This window comes from Kineosporia succinea, from assembly GCF_030811555.1.
GTDB classification, from domain to species: Bacteria; Actinomycetota; Actinomycetes; order Actinomycetales; family Kineosporiaceae; genus Kineosporia; species Kineosporia succinea.
On record NZ_JAUSQZ010000001.1, the window covers coordinates 2,691,483 to 2,716,609 of the forward strand.

28 protein-coding genes are annotated in these 25,127 nt (G+C 71.4%); 21 read left to right on the top strand and 7 right to left on the bottom strand.

What is annotated here, in order from left to right; all coding sequences use genetic code 11:
• The 3 genes from J2S57_RS11715 to J2S57_RS11725 all read right to left on the bottom strand — a co-directional run bounded on the left by J2S57_RS11715 (nt 1) and on the right by J2S57_RS11725 (nt 2,815).
• Nucleotides 1-528: a hypothetical protein gene (locus tag J2S57_RS11715; protein WP_307241534.1), complete on the bottom strand. Its 528-nt coding sequence runs from the start codon at nt 526-528 to the stop codon at nt 1-3.
• A 179-nt stretch (nt 529-707) separates the two neighbouring features.
• Nucleotides 708-2,081 (bottom strand): sensor histidine kinase, encoded by a 1,374-nt coding sequence (locus J2S57_RS11720; RefSeq protein ID WP_307241536.1) that lies wholly within the window; start codon nt 2,079-2,081, stop codon nt 708-710.
• Nucleotides 2,082-2,128: 47 nt separating this feature from the next.
• Nucleotides 2,129-2,815, bottom strand: a complete 687-nt coding sequence (locus tag J2S57_RS11725; protein ID WP_307241538.1) for a response regulator transcription factor — start codon at nt 2,813-2,815, stop codon at nt 2,129-2,131.
• Between the two features lie 1,252 nt (nt 2,816-4,067).
• On the opposite strand from J2S57_RS11725, the gene dnaK reads away from it, so the two are divergent.
• From dnaK to J2S57_RS11750, 5 genes are all read left to right on the top strand, one after another.
• Nucleotides 4,068-5,939 (top strand): molecular chaperone DnaK, encoded by a 1,872-nt coding sequence (gene dnaK, locus J2S57_RS11730; RefSeq protein WP_307241540.1) that lies wholly within the window; start codon nt 4,068-4,070, stop codon nt 5,937-5,939.
• Nucleotides 5,939-6,700 (top strand): nucleotide exchange factor GrpE, encoded by a 762-nt coding sequence (gene grpE, locus J2S57_RS11735; RefSeq protein WP_307241542.1) that lies wholly within the window; start codon nt 5,939-5,941, stop codon nt 6,698-6,700. The genes dnaK and grpE overlap by 1 nt, the downstream gene beginning before the upstream one ends.
• An 82-nt stretch (nt 6,701-6,782) precedes the next feature.
• Nucleotides 6,783-7,865 carry a DnaJ C-terminal domain-containing protein gene (locus J2S57_RS11740; RefSeq protein ID WP_307241544.1) on the top strand — a complete coding sequence of 361 codons (1,083 nt, stop codon included), beginning with the start codon at nt 6,783-6,785 and terminating at the stop codon, nt 7,863-7,865.
• A 21-nt stretch (nt 7,866-7,886) separates the two neighbouring features.
• Nucleotides 7,887-8,354, top strand: coding sequence for a heat shock protein transcriptional repressor HspR (locus J2S57_RS11745; RefSeq protein WP_307241546.1), 468 nt, complete (start codon nt 7,887-7,889; stop codon nt 8,352-8,354).
• Between the two features lie 5 nt (nt 8,355-8,359).
• Nucleotides 8,360-8,848, top strand: a complete 489-nt coding sequence (locus tag J2S57_RS11750) for a heme-degrading domain-containing protein (RefSeq protein WP_370882460.1) — start codon at nt 8,360-8,362, stop codon at nt 8,846-8,848.
• Here J2S57_RS11750 and J2S57_RS11755 read toward each other — a convergent pair.
• Complete coding sequence (locus J2S57_RS11755) at nt 8,838-9,314, bottom strand: hypothetical protein (RefSeq protein ID WP_307241550.1); 477 nt, start codon at nt 9,312-9,314, stop codon at nt 8,838-8,840. The two genes, J2S57_RS11750 and J2S57_RS11755, sit on opposite strands and share 11 nt — an antisense overlap.
• 104 nt (nt 9,315-9,418) lie before the next feature.
• Between J2S57_RS11755 and cpaB the strand changes: the two genes are divergently transcribed.
• From cpaB to J2S57_RS11805, 10 genes are all read left to right on the top strand, one after another.
• Nucleotides 9,419-10,156 carry a Flp pilus assembly protein CpaB gene (gene cpaB / locus J2S57_RS11760; protein ID WP_307241552.1) on the top strand — a complete coding sequence of 246 codons (738 nt, stop codon included), beginning with the start codon at nt 9,419-9,421 and terminating at the stop codon, nt 10,154-10,156.
• Between the two features lie 214 nt (nt 10,157-10,370).
• Nucleotides 10,371-11,942, top strand: coding sequence for a CpaE/TadZ family protein (locus J2S57_RS11765; RefSeq protein ID WP_307241554.1), 1,572 nt, complete (start codon nt 10,371-10,373; stop codon nt 11,940-11,942).
• Complete coding sequence (locus J2S57_RS11770; RefSeq protein ID WP_307241557.1) at nt 11,939-12,298, top strand: hypothetical protein; 360 nt, start codon at nt 11,939-11,941, stop codon at nt 12,296-12,298. Before J2S57_RS11765 ends, J2S57_RS11770 begins: the two co-directional genes overlap by 4 nt.
• Nucleotides 12,289-13,602 (top strand): TadA family conjugal transfer-associated ATPase, encoded by a 1,314-nt coding sequence (locus tag J2S57_RS11775; RefSeq protein ID WP_307241560.1) that lies wholly within the window; start codon nt 12,289-12,291, stop codon nt 13,600-13,602. The genes J2S57_RS11770 and J2S57_RS11775 overlap by 10 nt, the downstream gene beginning before the upstream one ends.
• The gene (locus J2S57_RS11780) at nt 13,599-14,513 is read left to right on the top strand and encodes a type II secretion system F family protein (RefSeq protein ID WP_307241563.1); all 915 of its coding nucleotides are present in this window, start codon (nt 13,599-13,601) and stop codon (nt 14,511-14,513) included. The genes J2S57_RS11775 and J2S57_RS11780 overlap by 4 nt, the downstream gene beginning before the upstream one ends.
• Nucleotides 14,513-15,406: a type II secretion system F family protein gene (locus tag J2S57_RS11785; protein ID WP_307241565.1), complete on the top strand. Its 894-nt coding sequence runs from the start codon at nt 14,513-14,515 to the stop codon at nt 15,404-15,406. Before J2S57_RS11780 ends, J2S57_RS11785 begins: the two co-directional genes overlap by 1 nt.
• Nucleotides 15,403-16,581 carry a sensor histidine kinase gene (locus J2S57_RS11790; protein WP_307241567.1) on the top strand — a complete coding sequence of 393 codons (1,179 nt, stop codon included), beginning with the start codon at nt 15,403-15,405 and terminating at the stop codon, nt 16,579-16,581. The genes J2S57_RS11785 and J2S57_RS11790 overlap by 4 nt, the downstream gene beginning before the upstream one ends.
• Nucleotides 16,582-16,600: 19 nt before the next feature.
• Entirely contained in the window at nt 16,601-17,269 is a 669-nt protein-coding gene (locus J2S57_RS11795; protein WP_307241569.1) for a response regulator, read from the top strand.
• 27 nt (nt 17,270-17,296) lie between these two features.
• Complete coding sequence (locus J2S57_RS11800; protein WP_307241572.1) at nt 17,297-17,497, top strand: hypothetical protein; 201 nt, start codon at nt 17,297-17,299, stop codon at nt 17,495-17,497.
• A gap of 8 nt (nt 17,498-17,505) precedes the next feature.
• Entirely contained in the window at nt 17,506-18,213 is a 708-nt protein-coding gene (locus J2S57_RS11805; protein ID WP_307241574.1) for a pilus assembly protein TadG-related protein, read from the top strand.
• On the opposite strand, the gene J2S57_RS11810 is transcribed toward J2S57_RS11805, so the two are convergent.
• From J2S57_RS11810 to J2S57_RS11820, 3 genes are read right to left on the bottom strand one after another with little or no spacing between them, the layout of a single operon-like run.
• Complete coding sequence (locus J2S57_RS11810) at nt 18,203-19,072, bottom strand: hypothetical protein (RefSeq protein WP_307241576.1); 870 nt, start codon at nt 19,070-19,072, stop codon at nt 18,203-18,205. The genes J2S57_RS11805 and J2S57_RS11810 overlap by 11 nt on opposite strands.
• Nucleotides 19,069-19,644, bottom strand: coding sequence for a hypothetical protein (locus J2S57_RS11815; protein ID WP_307241578.1), 576 nt, complete (start codon nt 19,642-19,644; stop codon nt 19,069-19,071). The genes J2S57_RS11810 and J2S57_RS11815 overlap by 4 nt, the downstream gene beginning before the upstream one ends.
• On the bottom strand, nt 19,632-20,894 hold the full coding sequence (locus J2S57_RS11820) for a hypothetical protein (protein WP_307241580.1): 1,263 nt from the start codon (nt 20,892-20,894) through the stop codon (nt 19,632-19,634). Before J2S57_RS11820 ends, J2S57_RS11815 begins: the two co-directional genes overlap by 13 nt.
• 75 nt (nt 20,895-20,969) lie before the next feature.
• Between J2S57_RS11820 and J2S57_RS11825 the strand changes: the two genes are divergently transcribed.
• The 6 genes from J2S57_RS11825 to J2S57_RS11850 all read left to right on the top strand — a co-directional run bounded on the left by J2S57_RS11825 (nt 20,970) and on the right by J2S57_RS11850 (nt 25,092).
• The gene (locus J2S57_RS11825; RefSeq protein ID WP_307241582.1) at nt 20,970-21,299 is read left to right on the top strand and encodes a DUF192 domain-containing protein; all 330 of its coding nucleotides are present in this window, start codon (nt 20,970-20,972) and stop codon (nt 21,297-21,299) included.
• A 271-nt stretch (nt 21,300-21,570) separates the two neighbouring features.
• The gene (locus J2S57_RS11830) at nt 21,571-21,963 is read left to right on the top strand and encodes a hypothetical protein (protein ID WP_307241584.1); all 393 of its coding nucleotides are present in this window, start codon (nt 21,571-21,573) and stop codon (nt 21,961-21,963) included.
• A 144-nt stretch (nt 21,964-22,107) separates the two neighbouring features.
• Entirely contained in the window at nt 22,108-23,208 is a 1,101-nt protein-coding gene (locus J2S57_RS11835; protein ID WP_307241588.1) for an OmpA family protein, read from the top strand.
• Entirely contained in the window at nt 23,205-23,828 is a 624-nt protein-coding gene (locus J2S57_RS11840) for a hypothetical protein (RefSeq protein WP_307241591.1), read from the top strand. Before J2S57_RS11835 ends, J2S57_RS11840 begins: the two co-directional genes overlap by 4 nt.
• Entirely contained in the window at nt 23,825-24,496 is a 672-nt protein-coding gene (locus J2S57_RS11845) for a hypothetical protein (RefSeq protein ID WP_307241593.1), read from the top strand. The genes J2S57_RS11840 and J2S57_RS11845 overlap by 4 nt, the downstream gene beginning before the upstream one ends.
• Nucleotides 24,493-25,092 (top strand): hypothetical protein, encoded by a 600-nt coding sequence (locus J2S57_RS11850; RefSeq protein WP_307241595.1) that lies wholly within the window; start codon nt 24,493-24,495, stop codon nt 25,090-25,092. The genes J2S57_RS11845 and J2S57_RS11850 overlap by 4 nt, the downstream gene beginning before the upstream one ends.
• Nucleotides 25,093-25,127: the final 35 nt, after the last annotated feature.

The following is a 25,127-nucleotide window of genomic DNA, read 5'->3' on the forward strand; positions in this document are numbered from 1 at the left end:
TCAGGACCCGCTCGAGGGCACGGCCGGGGGAGACGTCGTGGTGCTCGTGGTCGTCGTGCTCGTCTCGGTCTCCTCCGCCTCGTCGGCGGTGGTCGTCTCCGCCGGGGTGGTGGGCTTGGAGGTGGTCGTCGAGGTCTTGGTGGTCGCCCTGGGCTGCGAGGCCTCGGAACTGGGGACGTCGTCCGCACCGGAGCCGGTCTGCGAACCGTCGGTCTGTGATCCGCCGGTTTCGGTCGACGTCTGGGTGGTCCGGGTGCCACCGCCCGAGTTCTGCTTCTTCCGGGCCGGCCGGGGCGTGCCGGTGGCCTCGGTCTCGGGGGTGGCCGAGTCGTCGGTGGTCTGGGTGTCGTCGGGCGTCGCCTGGGGCTGCTGTGCCTGCCAGGCCGCGGCTTTCGCCTCGTCCTTCTCCCGGGTCTGCGACGCCGCCAGGGCCGTGGTGCCGCCGACGGCCACGAGGGCGACCGCGGCGACGCCGGCGGTCAGGGTGCCGGCGACCCGAAGGCCGCGGTCTCGGTCGTCAGGGCTCACGGAACGCACCCAGCCACTGTGGGGTCAGCTCGGTGAAGAGCCGGTCATCCAATTCTCAAATAAACGTCAACCAGATGAGATCCCCCCAGGTCGCCGTACGCGAGCGATCACGGTCGGCCAACGATCACCAAAGGGGGTGAACCGCCGCGAATTACGCACCGCCGAGCACGACGGGAGGATCAGGAGGACTGACCGACCAGCTTGCGGAACCTCTGCCCCAGGCTGCCCCCGGCTCCCTTGCGCCGCTGCCGCATGCGCTCGCGGGTGCGGGTCTCGGCCGGGCTCAGCACGACCTGCACCTTCGCCCCGCCGAGCCGGGACTTGCCCAGCTCCAGCCGCCCGCCCGAGGCGATCGCGGCCCGCCGCACGATGTCCAGACCGAGGCCCGACGAACCGGCGTTGCTGTGCCCCCGGGCCACCACGTCGGCCCCCGGCAGACCGGGCCCGCCGTCCTGCACGGCCAGCACGATCTCGTGGGCCGCGTTGGTGTTCACCGTGACCTCGAGCGGCACACCCTCCTCGGTGTGCGCGAACACGTTGTCGATCAGCACGTCCACCACGTCGGTGAGCTCCACCGGGTCGATCCGCGCCCAGGTGGGCCGGCTCGGCAGCCAGGTGCGCAGCGATCGTCCCTGCTCGTCGGCCAGCGCCGACCAGAACGCCACGCGCTCGCCGACCAGTGCCGCCACGTCGCACCGGGAGGTCACGTTCGCCTTCACCGGGCGCCGCGCGTCCTGCACCACCGCGCTCACCGTGCGCTCGAGGGTGGCCACGTGCTCCTCGATGCGCCGCGCCACCTCCGGGTCGGTCACGCTCTCCACGTCCAGCCGCAACGCGGTGACCGGGGTGCGCAGACGGTGCGAGAGGTCGGCCACCGACTCCCGTTCGGAGATCAGCAGCTGCTCGATGCGGGCCGAGAGCCGGTTCAGCGCCCCGGCCATGGCCACCACCTCGGGCGGCCCGTGCTCGGGACTGCGGATGTCGAGCCGGCCGTCGCGGATCGAGTCCGCCGCCGCGGCCAGGTCTTTGATCGGGTCGCTGAGTCTTCGGGCCAGCGTGTCGGCGGCCCCGACCGAGAGCGCGAGCAGCAGCGTGCCCAGCGCGGCCAGGATCAGGCTGGCCCGCCCGACGTCCCGGTGCAGCTCGGCGCCGCTGACCTCGGTGCGCACGATGTACGCGCCCTCGGTGCTCAGCGCCGGCGCGTAGACCACGGCCTGGCCGTCGTTGCGGGTGGTGAAGGCCAGCCCGGTGCGCGCGGTGTCGATGTTCTCGGAGTCGTCGGCGACCTGGGCCCCGAGCGTGGAGTTGTCGGGCAGGAAGATCGTGGTGATGCCCAGCGGGTCAGGCCCGGAGGCGGCCTTGTCGAGCTCGGCCTTCGCCGTGTCGGCCCCCGAGGAGGCCGCGATCTGGGCGAGGTTCGTCGCGTCGGCCGTGACGGTGGCCAGCGTGCGTTCCTCGGCCAGCGAGCGCAGCAGCAGGGTGAGCGGGATCAGGAAGGCCAGGACCACGGCGGACGTGGTCGCGGCGACGAGCAGGGTGAGACGCCAGCGCACGGGTCACCTGCTCCTCAGGGTTCGGGACGGCACAGGTCGAGGCTGGATCAGTCGGTGCCGGGGGCGACCAGACGGATCCCCACGCCGCGGGTGCTGTGCAGGTAGCGCGGCTCTGCGGCCGACTCCCCGAGCTTGCGGCGCAACCAGGACAGATGCACGTCGATGGTGCGGTCCCCGCCACCGTACGGCTGCTGCCAGACCTCGGCGAGCAGTTCGCGCTTACTGACCACCTCGCCGGCCCGCTGGGCCAGGGCCAGCAGCAGGTCGAACTCCTTGCGCGACAGTTCCAGCGGCTCACCGTCGAGGGTGGCCACGCGGGTGCGCGCGTCGAGCGCCAGACCGCCGACCGTGAGCGGGCCCTCGGTCTTCTGCGGCCCGCCGCGGCGCAGCACCGCGCGGATCCGGGCGTCGAGGTGGTCGGCGCCGAAGGGCTTGGTGACGAAGTCGTCGGCCCCGGCGTCGAGGGCGCGGACGGCGTCCGTGTCCTCGTCGCGGGCCGTCACGACGATCACCGGCACCTCGCTCACGGCACGCAGCATCGTCAGCACCTGGATGCCGTCGACGTCGGGCAGACCGAGGTCGAGCAGGACTACGTCCGGCCGATCGTCGATCACCGACTGCAGGCCGGGAAGACCTCCCGGCTGCCATTGCACTGCGTGACCGCGATCGGTCAGAGCTCTGGAGAGGGCCGCGCGGATTCCCGCGTCGTCCTCGATGATCAGAATGACCGCCACGTGCGCGACGGTACCGGCTGTGGAGTGGTTCCGGACATTCTGAATGTCCGGATCTCCACCCGCACGGCTCAACGCTATGGTGCCGACGGAGGTGATTTGGGTGAAACGCCGGATCGTGGGCACGCTACTTGTGTGGCTGGCGGCAGTCGCGACGGTTGCCGCTATCGCGTCGTTCGCGATCGGCGAGGCCGGTCGTCAGGTGACGTCCTCGCCGGTCTCCGCCCCGTCACCGATCGCAGTTTCGTCCTCGGCCGCATCGCCGGCAGTCACGCACAGTGGCGTCTCCGGTACGGGCCCGGACGTCGGTCCGACCCCGTTCCCGGGGGCCTCCCGTCCGGGTCGCCACAGCCGCGCGGTGGACACCGACGGCGGCCGGATCCAGGCTCGTTGTGCTGGGGAAGAGGTCAGTCTCGACGGTGGGTACGCCCGGCCCGAGGGTGGCTGGCGCGCCCGGATCCACTCCGCGCAGACGGCCCGGCTGGAGGTCGTGTTCTCGCTCGGGCGCTCCCGGGCGGTCCTGGTCACGGCTGTTTGTGAAGGCGGCGCACCGGCTTTCCGGGCGGCCGCGGTCGATCCGGATCGCCCGGACGCCTCGTCCAGAACCGCGTCCGGTGGCGCGGGCGGGCAGCCGGAGGCCGGTGTGACGGAAATCTCGTCGCCTCCGACCCGGCCGGACCAGTCCCCTGCCCCGTCGTACTCCGGCGATCCGTCCCCTTCGAGCGGTTCGACCGTTCCGCCTCCGGTCGCGAGTCCGGCGGAGCCCACCTCGTCCGGCACCTCTGCTCCGGCGCTCCCGGGCCGGCCCGCGCCCTCCACCACCCCGGAGGTGACCGGGGAGCCGTCGGTGAGCGGAACGTCCGCCGGTTCGCAGGAGTCTGAGGATCCGGAAGCTTCGCCGGAGCCGGGAAGTGCCGAAAGCGCGCAGGGTGCGGGCGGTTCGCCCGGCTCGACCGGACAGGTGACGGATGCCCCGGACCAGGGATCCGGGCCCTCGGCCACGTCATCATCGGGTGACTGTGAGGACGCGGGTGCAGCGACGGTGCCGGAGGGCATCTGTGAGTCGGCGGACCCCGGATCCATCCCCGTCGCGATGTGAGCCGATCGGGTTTTCTTTCCGGGCCGGGAACACCGGCCGCCCTTCGATAGTTGAGCGAGGCAGACTCAAGTTAGATCAGTCCCGAATTGACTGACTGCGGAGACTGCATCAACCTGAGTGAGGGCCACTCAGCTCTTATCGAAGGGAACCAAGATCATGGCAAGAGCGGTCGGAATCGACCTCGGAACCACCAACTCCGTCGTGGCCGTGCTCGAGGGCGGCGAGCCCACCGTCATCGCGAACGCCGAGGGCGGTCGCACCACGCCGTCCGTCGTGGCGTTCGCCAAGTCCGGCGAGCCGCTGGTCGGCGAGGTCGCCAAGCGCCAGGCCGTCACGAACGTCGAGCGGACCATTCGCTCCGTCAAGCGGCACATGGGCACGGACTGGAACATCGCGATCGACGACAAGAAGTACACGTCGCAGGAGATCTCGGCCCGTGTGCTTCAGAAGCTCAAGCGCGACGCGGAGGAGTACCTCGGCGAGACCGTCACCGACGCGGTGATCACGGTCCCGGCCTACTTCAACGACTCACAGCGGCAGGCCACCAAGGAGGCCGGCGAGATCGCGGGCCTCAACGTGCGCCGCATCATCAACGAGCCCACCGCCGCGGCCCTCGCCTACGGTCTGGAGAAGGGCAAGGCTGACGAGCGCATCCTGGTCTTCGACCTCGGTGGCGGCACGTTCGACGTCTCCCTGCTCGAGGTCGACGTCGAAGAGGGTGGCAGCACCGCCATCCAGGTCGTCTCGACCGCCGGTGACAACCACCTCGGTGGTGACGACTGGGACCAGCGCGTCATGGACCACCTGGTCAACACGGTGAAGAGCTCGACCGGTGTCGACCTGTCGAAAGACAAGATCGCCATGCAGCGTCTGCGTGAGGCCGCCGAGCAGGCGAAGAAGGAACTGTCCAGCGCGACGTCCACGACGATCTCGCTGCAGTACCTCTCGATGACCGAGAACGGTCCGGTCCACCTGGACGAGAAGCTCACCCGGGCCCAGTTCCAGCAGATGACGGCCGACCTGCTCGAGCGCACCAAGGCGCCGTTCCAGTCGGTCATCAAGGAGGCGGGCATCTCCGTCTCCGAGATCGACCACATCGTGCTCGTCGGTGGTTCCACGCGTATGCCCGCCGTGAGCGAGCTGGTGCGTGAGCTGACCGGTGGCAAGGAGCCCAACAAGGGCGTCAACCCGGACGAGGTCGTCGCCATCGGCGCCGCCCTGCAGGCCGGCGTCATCCTCGGAGACCGCAAAGACGTCCTGCTCCTCGACGTCACCCCGCTCAGCCTGGGCATCGAGACCAAGGGCGGCGTGATGACCAAGCTCATCCACCGCAACACCGCGATCCCGACCAAGGCGTCCGAGGTCTTCACCACGGCCGACGACAACCAGCCGCAGGTGCTCATCCAGGTCTTCCAGGGTGAGCGTGAGCTGGCGCGCGACAACAAGCCGCTGGGCAACTTCGAGCTCACCGGTATCGCTCCCGCCCCCCGGGGCGTGCCGCAGATCGAGGTCACCTTCGACATCGACGCCGACGGCATCGTGAACGTGTCCGCGAAAGACCGCGGCACGGGCAAGGAGCAGGCGATGCGGATCACCGGCGGCTCGGCCCTGTCCAAGGACGAGATCGACCGCATGGTGAAGGAGGCCGAGCAGCACGCTGAGGAAGACCGTCAGCGTCGCGACGAGGCCGAGGTCCGCAACGGCGCCGAGCAGCTCGTCTACTCCACCGAGAAGTTCCTGCGCGACAGCGAGGACAAGCTTCCCGAAGAGGGCAAGGCCAAGGTCAACACGGCCATCGCCGAGCTGAAGACGGCGCTCGAGGGCACCGACATCAACGAGATCAAGGCCAAGCAGGAGGCCCTGTCCACGGCCAGCCAGGAACTCGGCGCGGCGCTCTACGCGCAGCAGTCCGAGGGTGGGGCCGAGGGTGCGGCCCCCGGTGCCGGCGCCGCGGGTGCGTCCGCCGGTAGCTCGTCGAAGAACGACGACGACGTGGTCGACGCCGAGATCGTCGACGAGGACAAGTGATGGGTGAGCAGACTGTCGATCCGTCGGAGAACGGCTCCTCGGGGCCGGTAGTCCGCGACCGACGTCGGCTCGACCCGGAAACCGGTCAGGTGCGCGAGGAGTCGGCGGAAACGGGCGAGACCACGGAGGGGGCCAAGGCCGGCAAGAAGCCGGCCCACGCCTCCGACGCCCCGGTCGACGCCAAGGCCGAGGCCGACGGCGAGAGCCCGGCCGAGGCCGACGCCGAAGGTCAGGGCGACACCGGTACCAAGGCTGACGAGTCGTCCTCGGACGACGACGAGAAGGGAACGGAGGAGGTTTCGCTGGACGGCATCCTGGCCGACCTCGACGCCGCCCGGTCCTCGGCCGCGGAGCGACTCGACGACCTGCAGCGTCTGCAGGCCGAGTTCGTGAACTACCGGCGCCGGGTCGATCGTGACCGCGACGTGTCGAAGGAGACGGCGATCGCCGGTGTGCTGGAGGCCCTGCTTCCGGTGCTCGACGACGTCCACCTCGCCCGTCAGCACGGCGATCTGGAGTCCGGCCCGTTCGCGGCGATCGCCGAGAAGCTCGAGGCGGTGCTGGAGCGGTTCGGTCTGGTCCGCTACGGCGAGGCCGGCGAGGAGTTCGACCCGTCCGTCCACGAGGCGCTGATGCGCACCGAGGCGGAACTGGCCGAAGGCACCACGACGACCACGGTCGTCCAGGTGCTGCAGCCCGGCTATCGCAGTGGTGACCGGGTGCTGCGGGCAGCCCGGGTCGCCGTGGCCGACCCAAACTGACACCTCGCCCGTGACCGGAGCGGGAATCGGCTGAGCCGGCCGATTCCCGCTCCGGGCCTCCCGGCGGCTCAAGGAGAGACACATGGCGGGCCAGGACTGGTTCGAAAAGGACTTCTACTCGGTACTCGGAGTGCCGCAGAACGCCAGTGCGGCAGACATCAAGAAGGCGTACCGCAAGGTCGCGCGTACTCACCATCCGGACGCCAACCCGGGTGACAACGCGGCCGAGAAGCGGTTCAAGGAGGTCGGCGAGGCCTACGCGGTGCTCTCCGACCCCGAGCAGCGCCAGCAGTACGACGCGATCCGCGCGATGTCCCGCGGCGGAGCACGTTTCACGGCCGGTGGAGCCGGTCCCGCCGGCGGTGCCAGTGGTGCGGGCTTCGAAGACCTGCTGGGCAACCTGTTCGGCGGCGGTGTGCCGGGCGCGGGCATGCCTGGTGCCGGTCAGCAGCGGGTGCGGTACACCACCACCGGTGGCCCGGGCGCGGGTCCGGGCCGGGGCGGCGCCGAGTCCCCGATCTTCGAAGACATGCTCAACGGCCTCTTCCCGCCCGGCAGCGGTGGCGGCAACGGCTACCGTTCCCCGCGCGGCCCGATGCGGGGCGGCGACCTCAACGCCACCGCCACCCTGACCTTCCGTCAGGCGATGGAGGGCGCACAGCTCAATCTCCGGGTCGACGACCCGCAGGCCGGTCTGCGCACCATCACGGCACGCATCCCCGCCGGGGTGCGCGACGGCCAGAAGGTGCGCCTGCGCGGCAAGGGCAAGTCGTCCGACATGGGGGGTGAGCCGGGCGACCTGTGGGTCACGGTGTCGGTCGAGCCGCACCCGATCTTCACGCTCGACGGTGCCGACGTCCGCATCACCGTGCCGGTCACCTTCCCGGAGGCCGTCTTCGGCACCGAGATCGAGGTGCCCACCCCCGACGGTGCCCGGGTGAAGCTCAAGGTGCCCGCCGGAACGCCCTCCGGCCGCACCCTGCGGGCCCGGGGCCGAGGCGTGAAAACCGCCAAGCGCACCGGTGATCTGCTGGTGACGCTGCAGGTGGCGGTGCCCCAGCGGGTCGACAGCAAGGCCCGGGAGGCGCTGAACACGTTCGCGGAGGCGACGGCCGGGGAGAACCCCCGCTCCGGGCTCTTCGCCCATCTCGACGACAAACCCTAGGCAGGACACGGAGGCCCGGCGATGGCTGACGAGATCAACGTCGAGTTCAGCGGCGAGTTCAGCGTCGACCCGGACGCGCCCATCTTCGTGATCTCGGTGGCGGCCCAGCTCGCCGGGATGCACCCGCAGACGCTGCGGCAGTACGACCGGCTCGGCCTGGTGACCCCGGGCCGGTCGGCCGGCCGGGGTCGCCGCTACTCGCCCCGCGACGTCGCGTCTCTGCGCGAGGTGCAGCGCCTTTCCCAGGAGGAGGGCGTGAACCTGGCCGGGATCAAGCGGATTCTCGATCTGGAGTACGAGAACCGGGCTCTGCGGGGCCAGGTCGACGCCCTGATGAAAGAGCTCCAGGTACTCCAGGCCAAACTGCGCGGTGCGGGCCGGGTGTTCGCGGCCGAACCGGGCGGCGACATCGTGGCGGTGGCCCCCGGGCGCCGCCCGCAGCGGCCTGTCACCTCGACGGCGCTGGTCGTGTGGCGTCCCGGCCGGTAGAACTGATGACCATGGAATCAGATCTGCGTGCCCTCATCGATGAGATCGAAGACCAGGAGCGCCGTCTCCGGCTTCCCGGCTTCGACAACGACGACGCCTGGCAGATCGGCATCATCCTGGTCGAGCTGGCCGCCTCCCGCCGCGCCCCGGTGACGGTCGACCTGCGCCGCAACGGCCAGCAGCTCTTCCACTACGCCCTGCCCGGCACCAACGCCGACAACGACGCCTGGATCCGCCGTAAGGCCGCCGTGGTCGACCGGTTCGGCCTCTCCTCGCTGCTCGTCGGGCGCCAGGCGCTCGCCGACGGCGTCACCTTCGAAGAGCGTTTCCGCCTCGACCCGGCCGATTACGCCGCGCACGGCGGCTCGTTCCCGGTTCACGTGCACGGCGTCGGGGTGGTCGGAACCGTGACGGTGTCGGGTCTGCCCGAGGTCGACGACCACATGATGGTCGTGGCCGGGCTCGAGCAGTATCTCGAAGACCTCAGTAAGTAGCGCCCCGGCGCGCGCCCACGGCCACCGCGGTCAGGGCGACCGCCAGCAGCAGCACGCCCCCCACCCAACCGCCGCCGCTCAGCCGCCCGGCCACCGCGAGCCCCAGGGCCAGCACGGCCGGCGGCACCGGCGCGGCCCGCAGGCTGTCGGCCCCGCTCAGCCCGGCCCGGCGCAGGCTGCGCGCCGCCACGAACGCCCCTGAACCGCAGGCGAACCCGGCCACCAGGGCGGACAGCAGGGTGAAGAGCCGCGCGTGGGCCTGGCCGGTGGTGTAGTCGGCGGTGCCCAGGAACACCGCGACCAGCAGCGTCTGCGGCACCAGGAAACCGATGACCGCGGTGGCCAGACCCGCGACCGTGCCCATCAGCAGCCGCCCCGGGGTGGGTTCGGCCCCCGGGGTGAGCTCGTCGGGCAGCACCCACCACGACCGGCGACGGCGTCGCGTCTCGCTCCGGTAACGACCCATGACCGATTTCCCCGTATTGACCGTTTGGGTACGGAATCCTCTGTTACCTTACTTCAACCCAAGGTCACGAACGCCAGTTTCTGCATCGCTGGAGGGTGGCAAGGATGAATCCGCGGCAGCGGCGCGGCGTGCTGCTCATGGGAGTCGCCGTTCTCGGTGCGGTGGCTGTCTTCCTGCTCATCGCCGGCTATGTGAGCGACATTGGCCACCGGGTCGGCCCGATGACCACCAGCTACCGCTTCACCGACGAGGTGAAGAAGTACGCCCCGATCACCGCCGACGACATCGAAGAGGTCGAGCTTCCCTCGAAATGGTTGCCCGAGGCGGCGATCCAGTCGTTCGACACCTCCCGCGGCCTGGTCGCCACCAGCGACATCCCGGCCGGGGCGATGCTGCAGGAGGGCATGGCCTCGTCGCCGCCCGAGCTGAAACCCGGCCAGAGCGAGATCGCCATCCTGATCGACGCCGAGACCGGCGTCGGTGGCAAGATCCAGACCGGCGACCTGGTCGACATCTACGGCACGTTCAGCGTGAGCAGCACCGACGCGCAGGGCGGCAGCGAGAAGGCCGACCAGGCGCGGGTGATCGTCAGCAACGCCCAGGTGCTCGCGATCGGGGCGCTGCAGAAGATCGACTCCCCCGACCAGGAGGAGTTCCGCCAGACCGAGGTCGTGCCCGTCACCTTCGCCCTCGACCGCGAAGACAGCCTGAAGGTCACCTACGCCGAGAGTTTCGCCACCAAGGTCCGGCTCGCCCTGGTCGCCCCGGGCACGCGCTCGCAGCCGCCGGGCAGCAACGGCGTGCTCGAGGGCTCCCAGCTCCTGAAGGCAGGCCGAGGATGAACCGGCAGCAGCCGGGCCGAGCGACGAGCCGGCCGCAGCCGAAACCGCAGCCCCAGCCGAAACCGCAGCCGAAACCGCAGCCGCAGCCGCAGCCGAAACCCCAGCCCCAGCCGCAGCCGAAACCCCAGCCCCAGCCGCAGCCGAAACCGCAGCACCAGCCCCAGCCCCAGCCGAAATCGAAACCGCAGCCGGGCCGCCGCAGCCGGGGCGCGAGATGAACCGCCGCCTGCTCCTCGGCAGCGCCGACGAGCTCGTGGTGCAACGTGTCTCGTCGGTCTGCGAAGAACTCGGCGACGAACTGGTGCACGTCTGCGTCACCTCCAACGAGGTGCCCGACGCGGTCTCCGGTTTCCAGCCCGACGTGCTGATCCTGGCCGAGAGCCTGGGCCCGGTACCGGTTCTCGACCTGATCCGGCAGATCGCCCGGCAAGACCCGTTCGTCGGCATCCTGCTGCTCAGCTCCACCTCCGATCCGGAGCTGTTCCGGGTCGCGATGGAGGCCGGCGCCCGCAGCATCGCCCCGCTCGGCTTCACCATCGACGACCTGGGCCAGCGCATCGAGAGTGCCGCGGCCTGGGCCGGCATCGTGCGCAGCCACATCGCCGGCGACACCTCCCGCGTGCTGGGCAGCGGTCACGTGGTGGCCCTGGCCGGCAGCAAGGGCGGCGTCGGCACCAGCACCCTGGCCGTGCACACCGCCCTCGAGGCCGCCGCCGACGGCCGCCGTACCTGCCTCGTCGACCTCGACCTGCAGACCGGTGACCTCTCCACCCTCCTGAACATCAGCCACCGCCGCGACGTCACCGATCTGATCGGCCTGGTCGGCGAGATCTCCGGGCAGACCCTCGACGACGTCCTGTTCCGCCACACCTCCGGGCTGCACGTCCTGCTCGGCCCGCGCGAGGGCGAACGCGCCGAGGAGATCACCGAGGCCGTGGGCCGCGCGGTGATCGGTGCCCTGAAGTCTCGGTTCGACGTGGTGGTGGTCGACGTCGGCAGCGTGCTCACCCCGGCCGGCGCGTCCGCGGTCGAGATCGCCGACCGCGCCGTGCTGGTCGCCACCCCCGACGTGCTGAGCATGCGCGGGTGCCGCCGCACCGCCCGCCTGTGGGACCGGCTGCGGCTGCGGCCCGAGAAAGACGTCACCGTGCTGCTCAACCGCATCTCCCGGGGTGTGGAGGTGCAACCCGACCTGGCCGCCCGGCTGGCGCGACTGCCCATCAGCGAGGTGGGCGTCCCCGCGTCCTTCCGCTCGTTCGAGGCCGCCGCCAACACCGGCGACCCCCAGCGGCTCGTCGACCGCGACACCCGCCGCGCCCTGGCCCGGGTGGCCGAGTCACTCGGAGTCCGTCAACCCGCCGAAACTGCCCGCCGATCGGCCGAAACCGGCCGTCGGGCCGCGCGCCGTCGTGACGCCGGGCAGGTGGCCATCGAATTCATGGGCCTGCTGCCCCTTCTCGGCATCGTGCTGGCCTGCCTCGTCCAGGGCGTGCTGATCGGCTACGGCCACGTGCTCGCCGGGCAGGCGGCGGCCGCGGCGGCGCGGGTGGCGGTCTCTCCCGACCGGAGCGACGGCGACATCGAGGCCCGGGCCCGTCAGGAACTGCCCGGCGCCTGGCAGGACGGGCTGACGGTCACGGTCGGAGACCGCTGGTCGGACCCGGACTCCGAGGTCACGGTGCGCGTCACCACCCCGTCGTTCATCCCGGGCGTCACCGGTCTTTTCGGTGACGCGCTGATCGCCGAGTCCACCGCCCAGATGCGGTTCGAGGGGCGCCGGCCATGAAGGAGCGGGGGCAGGCATCGATCGAGTTGCTCGGCGCCATACCGTTCATCGCCCTCGCCTTCCTCGCCGCCCTGCAGCTGACCGTCGCGGCCGCCACCGCCCAGGCCGCCAGTGCGGCCGCCCGGGCCGCCGCCCGCACGGCCAGCCAGGGCGACGGCGACCCGGCCGCCTCGGCGCGCCGGAGCGTCCCCGATTGGCTCGAAGACGATCTGGCGGTCGAGATCGGCGGCGGGGAGAGCCCTTCGGTGCAGGTCACCGTGACCATGCCGATCGTGCTGCCCGGTCTGGGCGGTGGCCCGCAGGTGCACCGCACCGCCTGGTTCGAGAGCGAGACGGCGAGGGCGCCATGGGGCTGAAAGACCTGCGGGCGGGTAACGGCGGCGAGAAGTCCGAAAAGACTGAGCAGTTCGAGGCCTACGTCGAGCGCTACCGCCGTGCCCTGCTCGAAGAGCTCAACCTGAGCGAGCTCTCCACCCTCGGCCCGGCCCAGCGCCGCACCCGGCTGGAGCGGGTGCTGGCGCGCATCCTCAGCCGCGAGGGTCCGCTGCTGTCGGGCACCGAGCGCACCCAGCTGATCCGCCGGGTCATCGACGACTCGCTCGGGCTCGGGGTGCTGGAACCGTTGCTGGCCGACCCGTCCGTCACCGAGATCATGGTCAACGGGCCGAAAGACGTCTACATCGAGCGGGCCGGGCGGCTCGAGCGGGCACCCTTCGCGTTCGCCAGCGAGCAGCAGCTCTACCAGACCATCGACCGCATCGTCTCCACGGTGAACCGTCGCGTCGACGAGTCCAGCCCGATGGTGGACGCGCGGCTCGCCGGCGGTGAGCGGGTGAACGTGGTCATCCCGCCCCTTTCGCTGACCGGGCCGACCCTGACCATCCGCCGTTTCCCGGCACCGATCCCGATGCACCGGATGGCCGAGCTCGGCGCGATCGACACGGCCAGCGCGATGCTGCTCGCGGCGATGGTGCGGGCCCGGTTCAACGTGCTCATCTCGGGTGGTACCGGCACCGGTAAAACCACATTCCTGAATGCCCTTTCGGCCTTCATCCCGAGCCACGAGCGCATCATCACGGTGGAGGACGCGGCCGAGCTGAGGCTGGAGCAGGACCACGTGGTGAGTCTGGAGGCGCGCCCGTCGAACATCGAGGGCCGGGGCGAGATCACGATCCGCGACCTGGTGCGCAACAGCCTGCGCATGCGGCCCGACCGGATCATCGTCGGTGAGGTGCGCGGTGGTGAGACGCTCGACATGCTGCAGGCCATGAACACCGGCCACGAGGGTTCTCTGGCCACCGTGCACGCCAACTCGACGCAAGACGCCATCTCCAGGCTCGAGACCCTGGCCACCATGAGCGAACTCGAGCTCCCCTTCGCCGCGATCCGTGACCAGATCAACAACGCGGTCGACATCATCATCCAGCTCTCGCGTTTCAGCGACGGGTCGCGGCGGGTGGTCGAGGTGATCGCGGTGACCTCGCGTCGCCGCGAGGAGTACCGCCTCGAACGGCTCATGCACTTCGAGGCCGAGCCGACCGGCGCCGACCGGGTGGTCACCGGCCGTTTCGTCTGCCACCGGCTGCCGCCCCCGCTGGCCGACCGGCTGATCGTGCGGGGCGAACCGGTCCCGCCGCAGTATCTGGAGGGTCGGCCGTGATCCTCGCCCTGGCGGCGGTCACCCTGCTGGTGGCCGTGATCGGTTGTCTGCAGTGGGTTCTCGGCGCCAACGAGCGGGAGGCGCTGACCAGCCGCACGGCCCTCGAGGTGGTCGAGCGGTCGGGGGCGCGGTGGGTCAACCGGCTCGATGCGCGCCTCCGGCGCACCTGGCACGGGCGGTGGTTGCAGCTGCGCCTCGACCGCGCCGGGGTGCGGTGGCGAATGGGGGACGTGTGGGTCGCCCTGGCGGGTCTCGCGGTGGTGGTGTTCGTGGTCGCCTCCCGGATGCTGAGCTGGTGGTTCGCCGTGCTCGCGGCCGCCGCCGCGGTGCGGCTGGCGCTGACGGTGCTCGACCGGCGCGAGTCGCGGCGCCGGGAGGCGTTCGTGGCCCAGCTGCCCGAGGTGGCCCGCGTGCTCTCCAACGCCACCTCGGCCGGGCTGGCGCTGCGCTCGGCGATCCGGATGGCGGGCGAGGACCTCGACGAGCCGGCCTCGTCGGAGATGTCGCGCCTGGCCCACGAACTCGACGTCGGCACCCCGTTGAACGATGCGCTCGACCATCTCCAGCAGCGCCTGCCCAGTCGTGAGTTGTCGCTGCTGACAAGAACTCTCATCATCCAGGCGCGGGCCGGCGGTGCGGTGGTGACGGCTCTGCGCGGTATGTCCGACACCCTGGAGGCCCGTAAGGACCTGCGCCGAGAGGTACGCACCATGCTCTCCGGCGCGGTGTTCACCAGCTGGATCGTGCTCATCCTGGGGGCCGGCTCGCTGCTGATGATGAACGTGATCGCCCCGGGCACGCTGAACAAGGTCACGTCGTCGCTGATCGGCCAGATCATCCTGGTGCTCGCGCTGGGGATGTACGCGGCCGGGTTCTGGATGATCCGCCGCACCACCCGGATCGACGTCTGATGAGCGGGCACGGGCTGGCCCTGGGGATGGCCGCGCTGCTGGTCTATCTCTTCGGCCTGTACGGGTGGCAGCTGCTCAAGGCCCCGCCCGAGGTCGCCCTGCCCGACACCGGTTCGGTGCCGGTGGTGCGCACCAGCCGCTTCCCGCTGGTGTCGCGGTTCTACCGGTTCCTCGGCCGCCGCACCGGCCCGGCCCTCAGTGGTCTGCTCGGCCCACGCTGGCGCCTGGAGGTGCGCAACCTGCTGGCCGCCGCCGGGCAGCCGCGTGATCTGGACGTGGCCGGGTTCGCCGAGCTGCAGGGTGCCTACGCGGTGCTCGGCCTGCTCGGCGGCCTGCTGCTGGTGGTGCGCGGCCTACCGACGCTCGCCGCCCTGGCCGCCCTGCTGCTCGTGGCCTATCCCACGATCTGGCTGTGGAGTGAGGCCCAGCGCCGGCAGCGCCGCATCGAGCAGGAGCTGCCCGACTTCCTCGACGTGCTGGCGATCACCGTCACGGCCGGGCTGGGCTTCCGGGCGGCGATGGAACGGGTGGGGGAGACGCTCGAGGGGCCGCTCGCCGAGGAGGTCCGGCGCACGATGCGCCGGATGGACATCGGGGTGCACCGCCGCGAGGCGTTCCTCGAACTGCGCGACCGCAACCCCCGTTCGTCCACCATGGGGCTGTTCGTCACCGCGATGATCCAGGCCGAGGAGCTGGGCGCACCGCTGGCCGACACCCTGAACCAGCTGGCCGAGGACATGCGCCGGGAGTTCGCCCAGATCGCGCGGCGCCGGGCGGCGCGGGCCGCGCCGCGGGTCAGCCTGATCATCACCATGGTGATCATGCCGGCGGTGGTCGCGCTGATCGTGCTGGCGCTGTTCCTGGGCTCCGACGTGGATCTGGGGTCGTTGTGAGCGAGGTCGGCCGGCTCGCCCGCTACCTGCTGATCCCGCGCGTCGCGGCCCCGGTGCTGACCCTGGTCGCGCTGCGGGCTGATCCGCCGGCGGTCGCACTGCTGCTGGGGGCGCTGTCCGGTCTGAACCTCCTGGCCCTGCGGTTCTGGACGCGGTTGCCGCACGGTCGGCTGCATCTGCTGCTCGACCAGGTGCTGGCTCTGGGTGTGCTGGGCGTCGTGGGGTCCGGGACGCCGATGGTGCTGTACCTGATGGCGAGTGGTGTGCTGGCCGGGCTGACCTACCGGGCCCGGCCCGTTCTCGTCGCGGGCATCCTCACCTCGCTGACCTACGGGGGCTTCCTGATGCTGCGGGCCGGATACGTGCCGGGGGAGATCGACCTCCACACCACGATCACCCTGCCCGCCCTGCTGCTCGGGGCGGGGCCCGCCGGGGTGGCGGTGCGGCGGCTGCTGGTGCGGCAGGAACGCACGGCCACGCAGCTCTGGAAGCTTCGGCGCACCCATGCGGTTCGGGAAGAACGGCTGCGCGTCGCCCGCGACCTGCACGACTCGCTGACCAAGGATCTGCACGGTGTCTGGCTGCTCAGTCGTACTCTGCGGGCAGCACTGGAACGTGGTGACCAGGATTCGGTGCGCGAGGCCGCCGGGGTGATCGGTGAGACCGCCCAGGGACTGGCCGGGCAGTCGCGGATGGTGATCCGGGGGTTGCGTGAATCGGGTCCGGCCGTGGGTGGTCTCGTGGAGGCGCTGCACGAGCGGGCTGCGGGGGTGTCGGCGGGGCATCAGCTGGCCGTCGAAATTCAAGCCCACGAGGTGGATCTCGACGATGCTTCCCGGAATGTGCTGCTGATGGTTGCTTCCGAGGCGCTGCACAACGTGGTCAAGCACGCGCGGGCCCGCACGGTGACCCTGACGCTGGCGGCGCGCGCTGATGCGGTGGTGCTGGAGATCGAGGACGACGGGGTCGGTTTCGCGATCACGCCGGGTTTCGGTCCGGGGCACTACGGGCTCCTGGGCATGCGGGAGCGGGCGGCCCGCAGCGGCGGGGAGTTCGCGATCCGCAGTGCGCCGGGCGACGGGACGAGGGTGCGGCTGACGCTGCCGGTGCGAAGATCTCCGGTCCCCGCTCGCGGTGAGGCGTTTCTCCACCGGGCCCGGGTCAGTCGTGCCTGAGCGCGAAGCCCGTTCACCCGTGACGGTTCTCGTGGCCGACGACAACCCGGTGATCCGGATCGGCCTGCGTCAGCTGCTCACCGCCGAGCCGGCCACCCGGCTGGTGGGCGAGGCCCGTGACGGTGCCGAGGCCCTGCGCCGGGCCCGGGAGCTGCGGCCCGACGTGGTGCTGCTCGACGTGCGCATGCCCGGCACCTCCGGCCTCGACGTGCTGCCCGAGCTGGCCACCTTCACCTGCGTGCTGATGCTGACCTCGAGCGAGGAGGACGAGACGGTGCGCCGGGCCGTGCGGGACGGGGCGCGGGGCTACCTGGTCTACGGCACGTTCGACGAGAGCACCGTGGTGCAGAACATTCTCGCGGCGGCCGGGGGCGGGTCGGTGTTCAGCGCCTCGGCGGTGCGGGTGCTGGCGTCGGAGCGATCCGCCGCGGCCCCGGCGGTGCGGGCCGCCGACCCGGCCGTGGCGGCGCTGCTGTCCGACCGGGAGGCCGGGGTGATGGAACTGCTCGCCGCCGGGCGCACGAACGGGGAGATCGCCCAGCTGCTCTTCGTGGCCCCGAAGACGGTGAAGAACCACGTGAACCGGATCTTCGCCAAGCTCGGGGCGCGCAGTCGCCGCGAGGCGGTGGAGATTTGGGCCCGCGCTGGGCCCGCCGGGCCCTCGTCCGGCCCGGCCCCGCGCCACTAGCCTCGGTTCTCTCTGAGGGGAGCACAGATGATCCAGATCTACCTCGGGTTGCTGGCTTTGGGGCACCGGGTCCGGCGTCGCGACGACCGCGGGCAGACCGCGGCCGAGTACATGGGCATCGTCGTGATCGTGGCCATCATCATCGTGGCCATCGCGACCAGCGGTATCGGCACCACCATCGCCGGCAACATCACCACCAAGATCTCGCAGATCTTCGGCGCCACCTGACGTCCGCGGTGCTGCGCGGCCGGGCTACGGGGCGGGAGGAGGGCCAGATCGCTCCGGCCCTCCTCCTCGTGGTGGTCGCACTGCTCTTCCTCGGCCTGCTCTTCGCCCAGGTGGGCAGCGCCTCCGACCAGAAGACCCAGACCCAGACGGCGGCCGACTCGGCGGCCGTGGCCGCGACCCATCAGTTCCGCGACGCCACCGTGCTCCGGGCCGCGGCCACGATCCCCTGGCAGGTGCGTCCCCTGTTCGCGCCCCTGACCGCCTGGGAACCCGACCTGACCGCCGCCGCCTGCGCCGCCGCACAACGCAACTGGGGTGAGAACCCGCACGAGGGGGCCGGACTCGGCTGCACCGACGTCTCGCTGTCGAGCACCGGCGACGGCGTGCGGGTGGAGGTGCTGGCCCCGCCCGGCCAGGTCGTCGACGGCCCGGCCGACGTGGCGGCACAACGGGCCCGGGCGAGCGTGGTCTCCCGGGTCACGTTCGTGCGCTGCCCCCAGTTCGCGCAGCCGAAGGCGGCGGCGCTGGCCCACTGGCTCGTCGACCGCGTGGCGGAGCGGCTCGGTCGCGCCTCCGGCTGTTTCACCCCGGTCGACGGGATCAACCTGGGCATCCTCGACACCTGGCCGTTCCCGCCGGCCCGGGCCGCGATCGGCCCGCCGGAAGAGATCCTCGACGCGGTGCGTGAGAGCTTCCGCATCGAGATCATCGACTGAAGCCGCAGAACACGCAGCGCGCGGCGGCGGCCACCAGCGGGGCGCCGCACCAGTCGCAGGGGCTGTGTGGCTGCACCGGGACCCGCGCGACCACCCAGGCCGCCGGGTCTTTCGGCACCGCGACGAACTCGGTGGCCTCCTCGTCGCCCCAGAAGCCGGGCAGGTCGAGCTCGGTGCGCACCCGGTGAGGTTCCTCGGTGCCGCCCAGCACACCCTCCAGCGACGGCGGCAGCGGCTGCGGCCCGGCGATCAGCACCCGCACCCCGACCGGCCCGAAGTGCGCCCGGGTGAACCCGTCCGACGACGGGTCGCGGGAGATCTGGCGCACGGCCGCGGCCGGGGTGAGCTGCACCGCGAACTGCCGCCGCCCGGGCAGTACCGAGGCCAGGTGCTGCCCGATGCCGACGCCGGGCAGGTCCAGCCCGGACACCGAGCGCAGCACCGCGATGTCGACGAGCTCGGCGGCCAGCGTGGGCAGCAGCGAGACCACGAGCGACGTCGGCCGGCCCGCGACCCCCAGGGCCTGTTCGGCGATGCGGGCGAGGGCGTAGTGGCCGAGCGGTCCGCCGGGCAGCGCGACCACGGTGATCTCCACCTCCAGAGCGGCCTGGGCCAGGGCCATCTCGCGGGCCACGGCCACCTCGGCGCTCTCCCCGCAGAGCACGATGAGCCGGGACCCGTCGAACGTCATGCTCTCGATCAGGCCGAGCCGGGTGGCGGCCGGCAGCCTCAGCAGCCCGCCCGGCGCGTCGTCGCCCGACCAGGTGCTGAGGTCGTCGGCGAGCATGATCCGGCTCGGCCGTTCGATCTCCTCACGCATCACCGGCGGCGGGATGCGTGGCTGCGGTTCGGTACTCATTCGGACACCTCACCCGCCCTCAGGGTGCTCGGGATCTCCTCGAGACGGCAGGTCTCGAGGGCGTTCACCGGTCCGGCCGTGTTCAGTGAGATCAGGGTGCCGTCGTCGGTGAGGTACTGCCGCACCACGAGCAGGCCCTGCGTGGACCCGTCGCCGAGCGGATACCGGCTGCGCTGGCTCACCCCGGCCACCGTGCCCGGCACCGGACCGACGGGCTCGTTCACCTCGATCACTCCGCCCGGTTCCCGGCCGGCGCCGAACGCCGCGATGGCGGCGGCCGGGAAGGCACCGCGAAAGTCCTCCTGCGAACCGGCGATCACGATGCACCAGCCCTCGTCGGTCTCGGTGCGCCAGGTGCGCACGTCGGTGCCCGACGACTCCGGTTCGTAGGGCACGTCGTCGGGCATCTCGAAGTGCAGCGCGCCCGTGCTCTCGGTGTGGTGGGCGAGCCCGGAGACCGGGAGCACCTGGGTGCGGCCGTCGTTGACCGGGGCCGCGGTGTCGCGGACGCCCACATCGGTGATGCAACCGCTCAGCACGAACAGCAGAACCGCCACCACTAGGGCCCGCATGTCTGCCACCGCACGAGCCCCTGACCGGGCGCGTAGTAGAAGTCGTCGCCGGGCCGGGCCCCCTTCACGGTCAGCCCGCCCTGAAGCCCGAGACCGACCTCGGGGGAGGCATTCTCGGACCGGTACGCGCTGACGGTGACCGAGGTTCCCGCGCGGCCGGCGTCCAGCTCCCGGTAGAGCGAGGTGACAGCGTCGGGGTCCGCGTCGCCCCGGTCGAGCAGCAGCGGCACCCCCAGTTCATGCAGGGCGTCGGCGGCGAGGTCGGCGTTGGCCGCGTTGCCTGCTGAATCCGTGGGGCCGGGGTCACGCAGGTCGATCCGGATGGTGACCCGCCCGGTGAAGGGCGGCAGCTCGGTCGGTGCCGACTCGTCCAAAAGCCTGGTGAGCAGGTCGGAACCGGTGTCGGCAGCGGGCGTGAGCCACCCTCGCAACTGCCCGGCCGACTCCACCACCAGCTGCTCGGGACTGCCCTGCCGGTCGAAGGCGATACTGGCCACGGTCATCCCGGGCCCGTAGCCGCGCAGCCGCAGGGCGGTCGCCGCGCTCGGCGAGAGCTCGACGAAAAGTGTGGTCACCGGCCGGGCCTCGTGGGTGACCCGGACCTCGGCGACCCCGGTGACCCCGCCGGAGACGAGCGGGCCGGTGACGCCCGAGCGGGCCTGGGCGCCGAGATCGAGGGCCGACCCGGCGTCGACGAACGTGGCGTGCGGCGTGGCCACCATCTCGCCGGGCAGTGGGTGCCCGTCGACCGCCCCGGCGATCCGGGCCATCAGGCCGGTCGGGTCGGCCGCCCGTAGCCGTTCGCGCACCGGTTCGTGCTGGGCCGCGGTGATGTAGGCCCGGGCCGCCGCCTGCGTGGGGAACTCGGTGACCTCGCCGCCGCGCACCGAGCCGGGAACGTCGTCGCGGCGCACGAACCAGTGCACGACCGCGTTCTTGTCCACGGTGCGGGCCAGTGTCAGGCGGCCGGAACTGCCCAGGTCGTCGGTGAAGACCACGGCGTCGTCGGGCACCACGTCGGCGTGGCTGAGCACGTGGCAGGCGGCTTCGGGGGCGATCGGCAGCGTCGCGCACCCGGTGTCGCCCTCACCGCACAGCCCGGCCCGCACCGCGTGCCCGGCCACCGGCATCAGCACCGCCGTGACCAGCACGGCCGTCGCGGCGCCGCCGAGCACGCCGAGGTACCGGACCGGTGACGGCCCGGCGTCCGGCAGAGCCGCGCGAGCGGGGCGGCGGGCGATCAGGCTCATCACTGGTCACTGTGCCTCACCACAGGGTTACATGGTGGCAAATGGCGTGATTGTTACTTTTCGGAGAGTGATCGAGTGACCGGGTTGCTGCTGGACGGCGTCGAGGTGGCCGAGGTCGAGGTGGCCACGAGCTACCGGGCCCGGGCGCGGGGGCTGCTCGGGCGCGACGGGATAGAGACCGGGCTGGTGCTGAGGCCGGGATCGAGCGTGCACACGTTCGGCATGCGCTTCGCCATCGACGTGGTGCACGTGCGGCGCGACGGTCTGGTGCTGGCCGTGACCACCCTGGCTCCCGGGCGGATGGGCCGGCCTCGTCCGCGGTCGCGCTGGATCCTGGAGACCGAGGCCGGACGGGCCCGGTCCTGGGGGATCGAGCCGGGGCGGAACCTGACGCTGCGTGGTTAGGCCCTATGTGGTGAGTCGCTACGGCCCTGACGCGCAGGACCGACCCTCATCACTTTCGGTCACTCGTCCAGTTGTCTGGCGATCGGTAAGCCACTCATAACCGGGCGTTATCAATTCCTTGCGTCATGCGTGACGACCTTCACTCAGCGTATGTAAATGCGTGTTTGGGCCCTACAGTGATGCCACGCCGGGGGGCGATGGTGCCGGTGGAGGCCGGGACTGTGAGTGATCGAGATCTAGGGGTGGGATGCAGCATGGGCTCGATCAGGTGATGGAGGGGTCGGGTTGGCGTCTTCGGAGGGGAGACGCCGGCCGGGCCACCCCGGACGTCGAGACGGTCCGGGGCTGGTGGCTCGACCTGCTCGGCGGCCGCCGGTCCCGGGCCGAGGTCGGCGCCCTGGCCGTGCGTTGGGGGCGTGACGAGCGCCTGGCCTGTCCCTTCGTGCGGCGCGCGCTACGGAACCTGCGGCAGGCGGCCCGGTTCCGGGCCGACACCGGTGCCCCCGTGCGTCCCCTGACCGAACTCGCGGCCGCCTACGAGACCTGGTGCGCCGACGTGCGTCTGGCCCGGGAAGACCCGCAGGCCTGGCGAATGCTGGCGCGCGACCGCACTCTCGCGGTACTGGAGACCAGAAGGCGGCAAAGCCACGTGCTCGCACGCTGATTCGCTCAGGCCGGCAACTCCGCGCGACGGGAATGCGACCGGCTGTGGTGGACGTACCCGCCCCGGGGTGACGTTTCCGCGCAGGTGCCCCGAAACGTCCTCACGCCCCTAGGGTCCTGCTACCCGCACCGACTGGAGAATGCCGTGAAGGCAAGAACCGTGGCCGTTCTCGGGCTCACGGCCGCCCTGGTGGGTGCGGTTCCGGCCCAGGCCGCCGTGACGCCCACCCCGACCGCGATGTCGCCGGACGACCTGACCGCGCAGACGGTTCCCGTTCTGGGGTCGACCACGGTGCGCAAGGAGATGGACGGGACCGAGACCACCGCCACGGTACTGGTGAACGCCGTGCGCCGGATCCCGGGCGCCACGGTGCTCTACTACTCGGCCGGCCTGCCCGAAGGGGCGCGGCCGGAGAGCTGGTACGACTTCCAGTCCAGTTCCTACGACCGTCTGATGGGGACCGGGGGCATCGGGGCGGTTCGCCTGGTGGACTTCTCGAACGAGAAGATCTACGCGCCCCTGTACGAGAACGACGGCAGCAGCAAGGGTGCCGTGATGAGCTCGCCGGCCAAGGCGTGGCCCGACTACGAGCCCGGTGGCACCTTCTACACCTTCTACGCGGTGATGCCGGAGCTGCCCGCCGACCTGAACAGTGTGGACGTGCGGATCGGCCACGGCGACGTGGTGCAGAACCTGCCGATCGACGACGGTGTGCTGGAACCGGCCGTGCCGCAGGAGGAACCGATCCGGATGGGCGAGGCCTGGCCGCAGATCGACCAGGCCGCCGCGGCGCGATCGCTGCGGCCCCAGGACTCGGTGCGCGACCTGGTGACGAAGGTGGCCAGCGCCGACGGCTCGTACACCGAGGAGACCGTGGAGGAGACGACCACGGTCGACCTCTCGTCGGACGTGCTGTTCGGGGTCGACTCGGCCGCGCTCGACCCGGCGGCCGGTGACGTGTTGCAGAGGGCGGCGGACGCGGTGAACGAGGCGTCGGAGGGCGGGCCGGTCGAGATCGTCGGCCACACCGACTCCGACGGCAGCGACGAGCACAACCTCGACCTGTCGAAGCGCCGGGCGCGGGCGGTGGCCCGGGCGCTGAAGCCCCTGATCGCGGTTTCCGGTGTCACGTACCAGATTTCCGGGCGCGGCGAGAAGGACCCGGTGAGTGGCAACGACACCGAGGAGGGCCGCAAGGCCAACCGCCGGGTGAGCGTGGTCTTCGGACCGGGGGTGGCGAAGTGAAGCGGTCGGTGACGGTCGTGGCGATCGGGCTGGTGCTGGTCGCCGTCGCCGCGGGGATCTGGTTGCTCCGTGGGGCCGAGCCGGGCGCCGACGTGCCCGCGGCCCAGTCGCGAGCCCTGACCGGTGATCCCACGGTGGGGGAGCTGACCAGCACCTACCTGGGCGCCGACCCGCCGCAGGCCGGGCCGGTGGCCACCGGGCAGGGCGTGATCTACGCGTCCGACCGCACCACCTACCAGCGGTTCGAGTCGCCCGGCACCCTGAAGATCCTGGCGGTGGACGTCAGCGAGTCGTCCACCCACGTGCGGATCTCGCTGAGCGCCGAGAAGGAACTCACCCTGGACAACAGTGAGTACGTCGAGAGCACGCTGCCCGGATTCCACACCGCCGTACTGGTTTCGGAGCAGGCCGACGTCTCGATGACCGGCGCGCGCTGGACCGGCACGAACGATCTGTGGGGCGACTGCACCTGCGGCTCGCGGCCGAAGGTGATCGACGCCGACGGTGTCGAGGTCAGCCTGCTGTTTCCGGCCCTGGCCGACTCGGCGACCGAGATCCAGCTCAAGATACCCGGTTTCGTCCCCCTGACCGCCCCCGTCACCCGAGTGGGTACCCCGTGAAGCAGATCGTCGCCCTGGCCCTGACCGGGGTGCTGGCCTCGGGCACGCCCGCCGCCGCCCCGGACGGTGAGCAGGAGGTGCCCGTGCTGGGTTCCACCGTGGTCAGCACGACGATGGAGTCCGAGTCGGCCAAGGCGACCGTGCTGGTGAACGGCGTGCGCCGGATCGACGGCGCCACGGTCGTCTACTACTCCGTGGGGCTGCCGTCAGGGGTGGAGACGCCCTCCTGGTACGACCTCAACTCCACGGCCTACGACCGGGCGAAGGCCGGGTCGGGCGGTTCGGGCAACGTGCGGCTGGTCGACTTCGCGGGCAACCGGATCTACGCGCCGCTGGCCCGGCTGACCAAGTACGGCAGTGAGGAGGCCATCGTCTCGCCCACCACGGCCTGGCCCCGAGAACAGCCCGGCGGCGTCTTCCACACGTTCTACGCGGTGCTCCCGCAATTGCCCGAAGACCTGCGAACGGTGGACGTGATGGTCGGGCACGGCGACATCGTGCACGACGTCGTGGTCGAGGACGGGGTGCTGGAACCGGCCTCGCTGCAGGAGGACCCGATGGTGATGGGCGAGGTCTGGCCGTTGATCGACCAGGTGGCCGCGAAGAACTCGACGGCCCCGGAGGACTCGGTGCGCCCGCTGGTGGCCCGGGTCGGGGAGAACGGATGAACGCCGAACTGCGCAGGGTCGCCCTGGTGCTCGGGGCCGGGCTGGTCGTGGTCGCCGTGGCGGGCCTGATCTTCTGGCGCAGCGGCGGTCTGGACCGGCTGATCGGGGGCGACGACTCGATGACCGTGCAGGAGGCCGCCGACCGGTACCTGGAGCAGGCCCCGGCCGGCGACGGGCCGCTGGCCTCGGAGCAGGGCGTGATCTATGCGTACTCCCCGGAGGACTACTCGAACTACGAGGCGACCAGCACCCTGAGTGTGCTCGCCCTGGAGGCCGGGAAGTCGTCCACGCACGTGCGGTTCTCGCTGAGCGCGCAGGAGGAGCACCAGATCACCACGAGCCGGTACACCGGAAGTGGCGGGCAGGGGTTCCGCACCGCGACGGTCACCGCGAACGGCCAGACGATCAACGGTGCCGAGTGGACGGGCCCGGAGGGCGGCACGAAGGACTGCACCTGTGGCCGGGCGCCGGAGAGCGTGGGTCCGGCCGGGGTCGAGATCAGCCTGCTGCTGCCCGCGCTGCCGGAGGCGGTCACGGAGATCCAGCTGTCCGTGCCGGGTTTCGTGCCCCTGACGGTGGCGGTGCCGGGCCGATGAGACCGGTGACGCCGATCCGGGCGGGACAGGGCTCG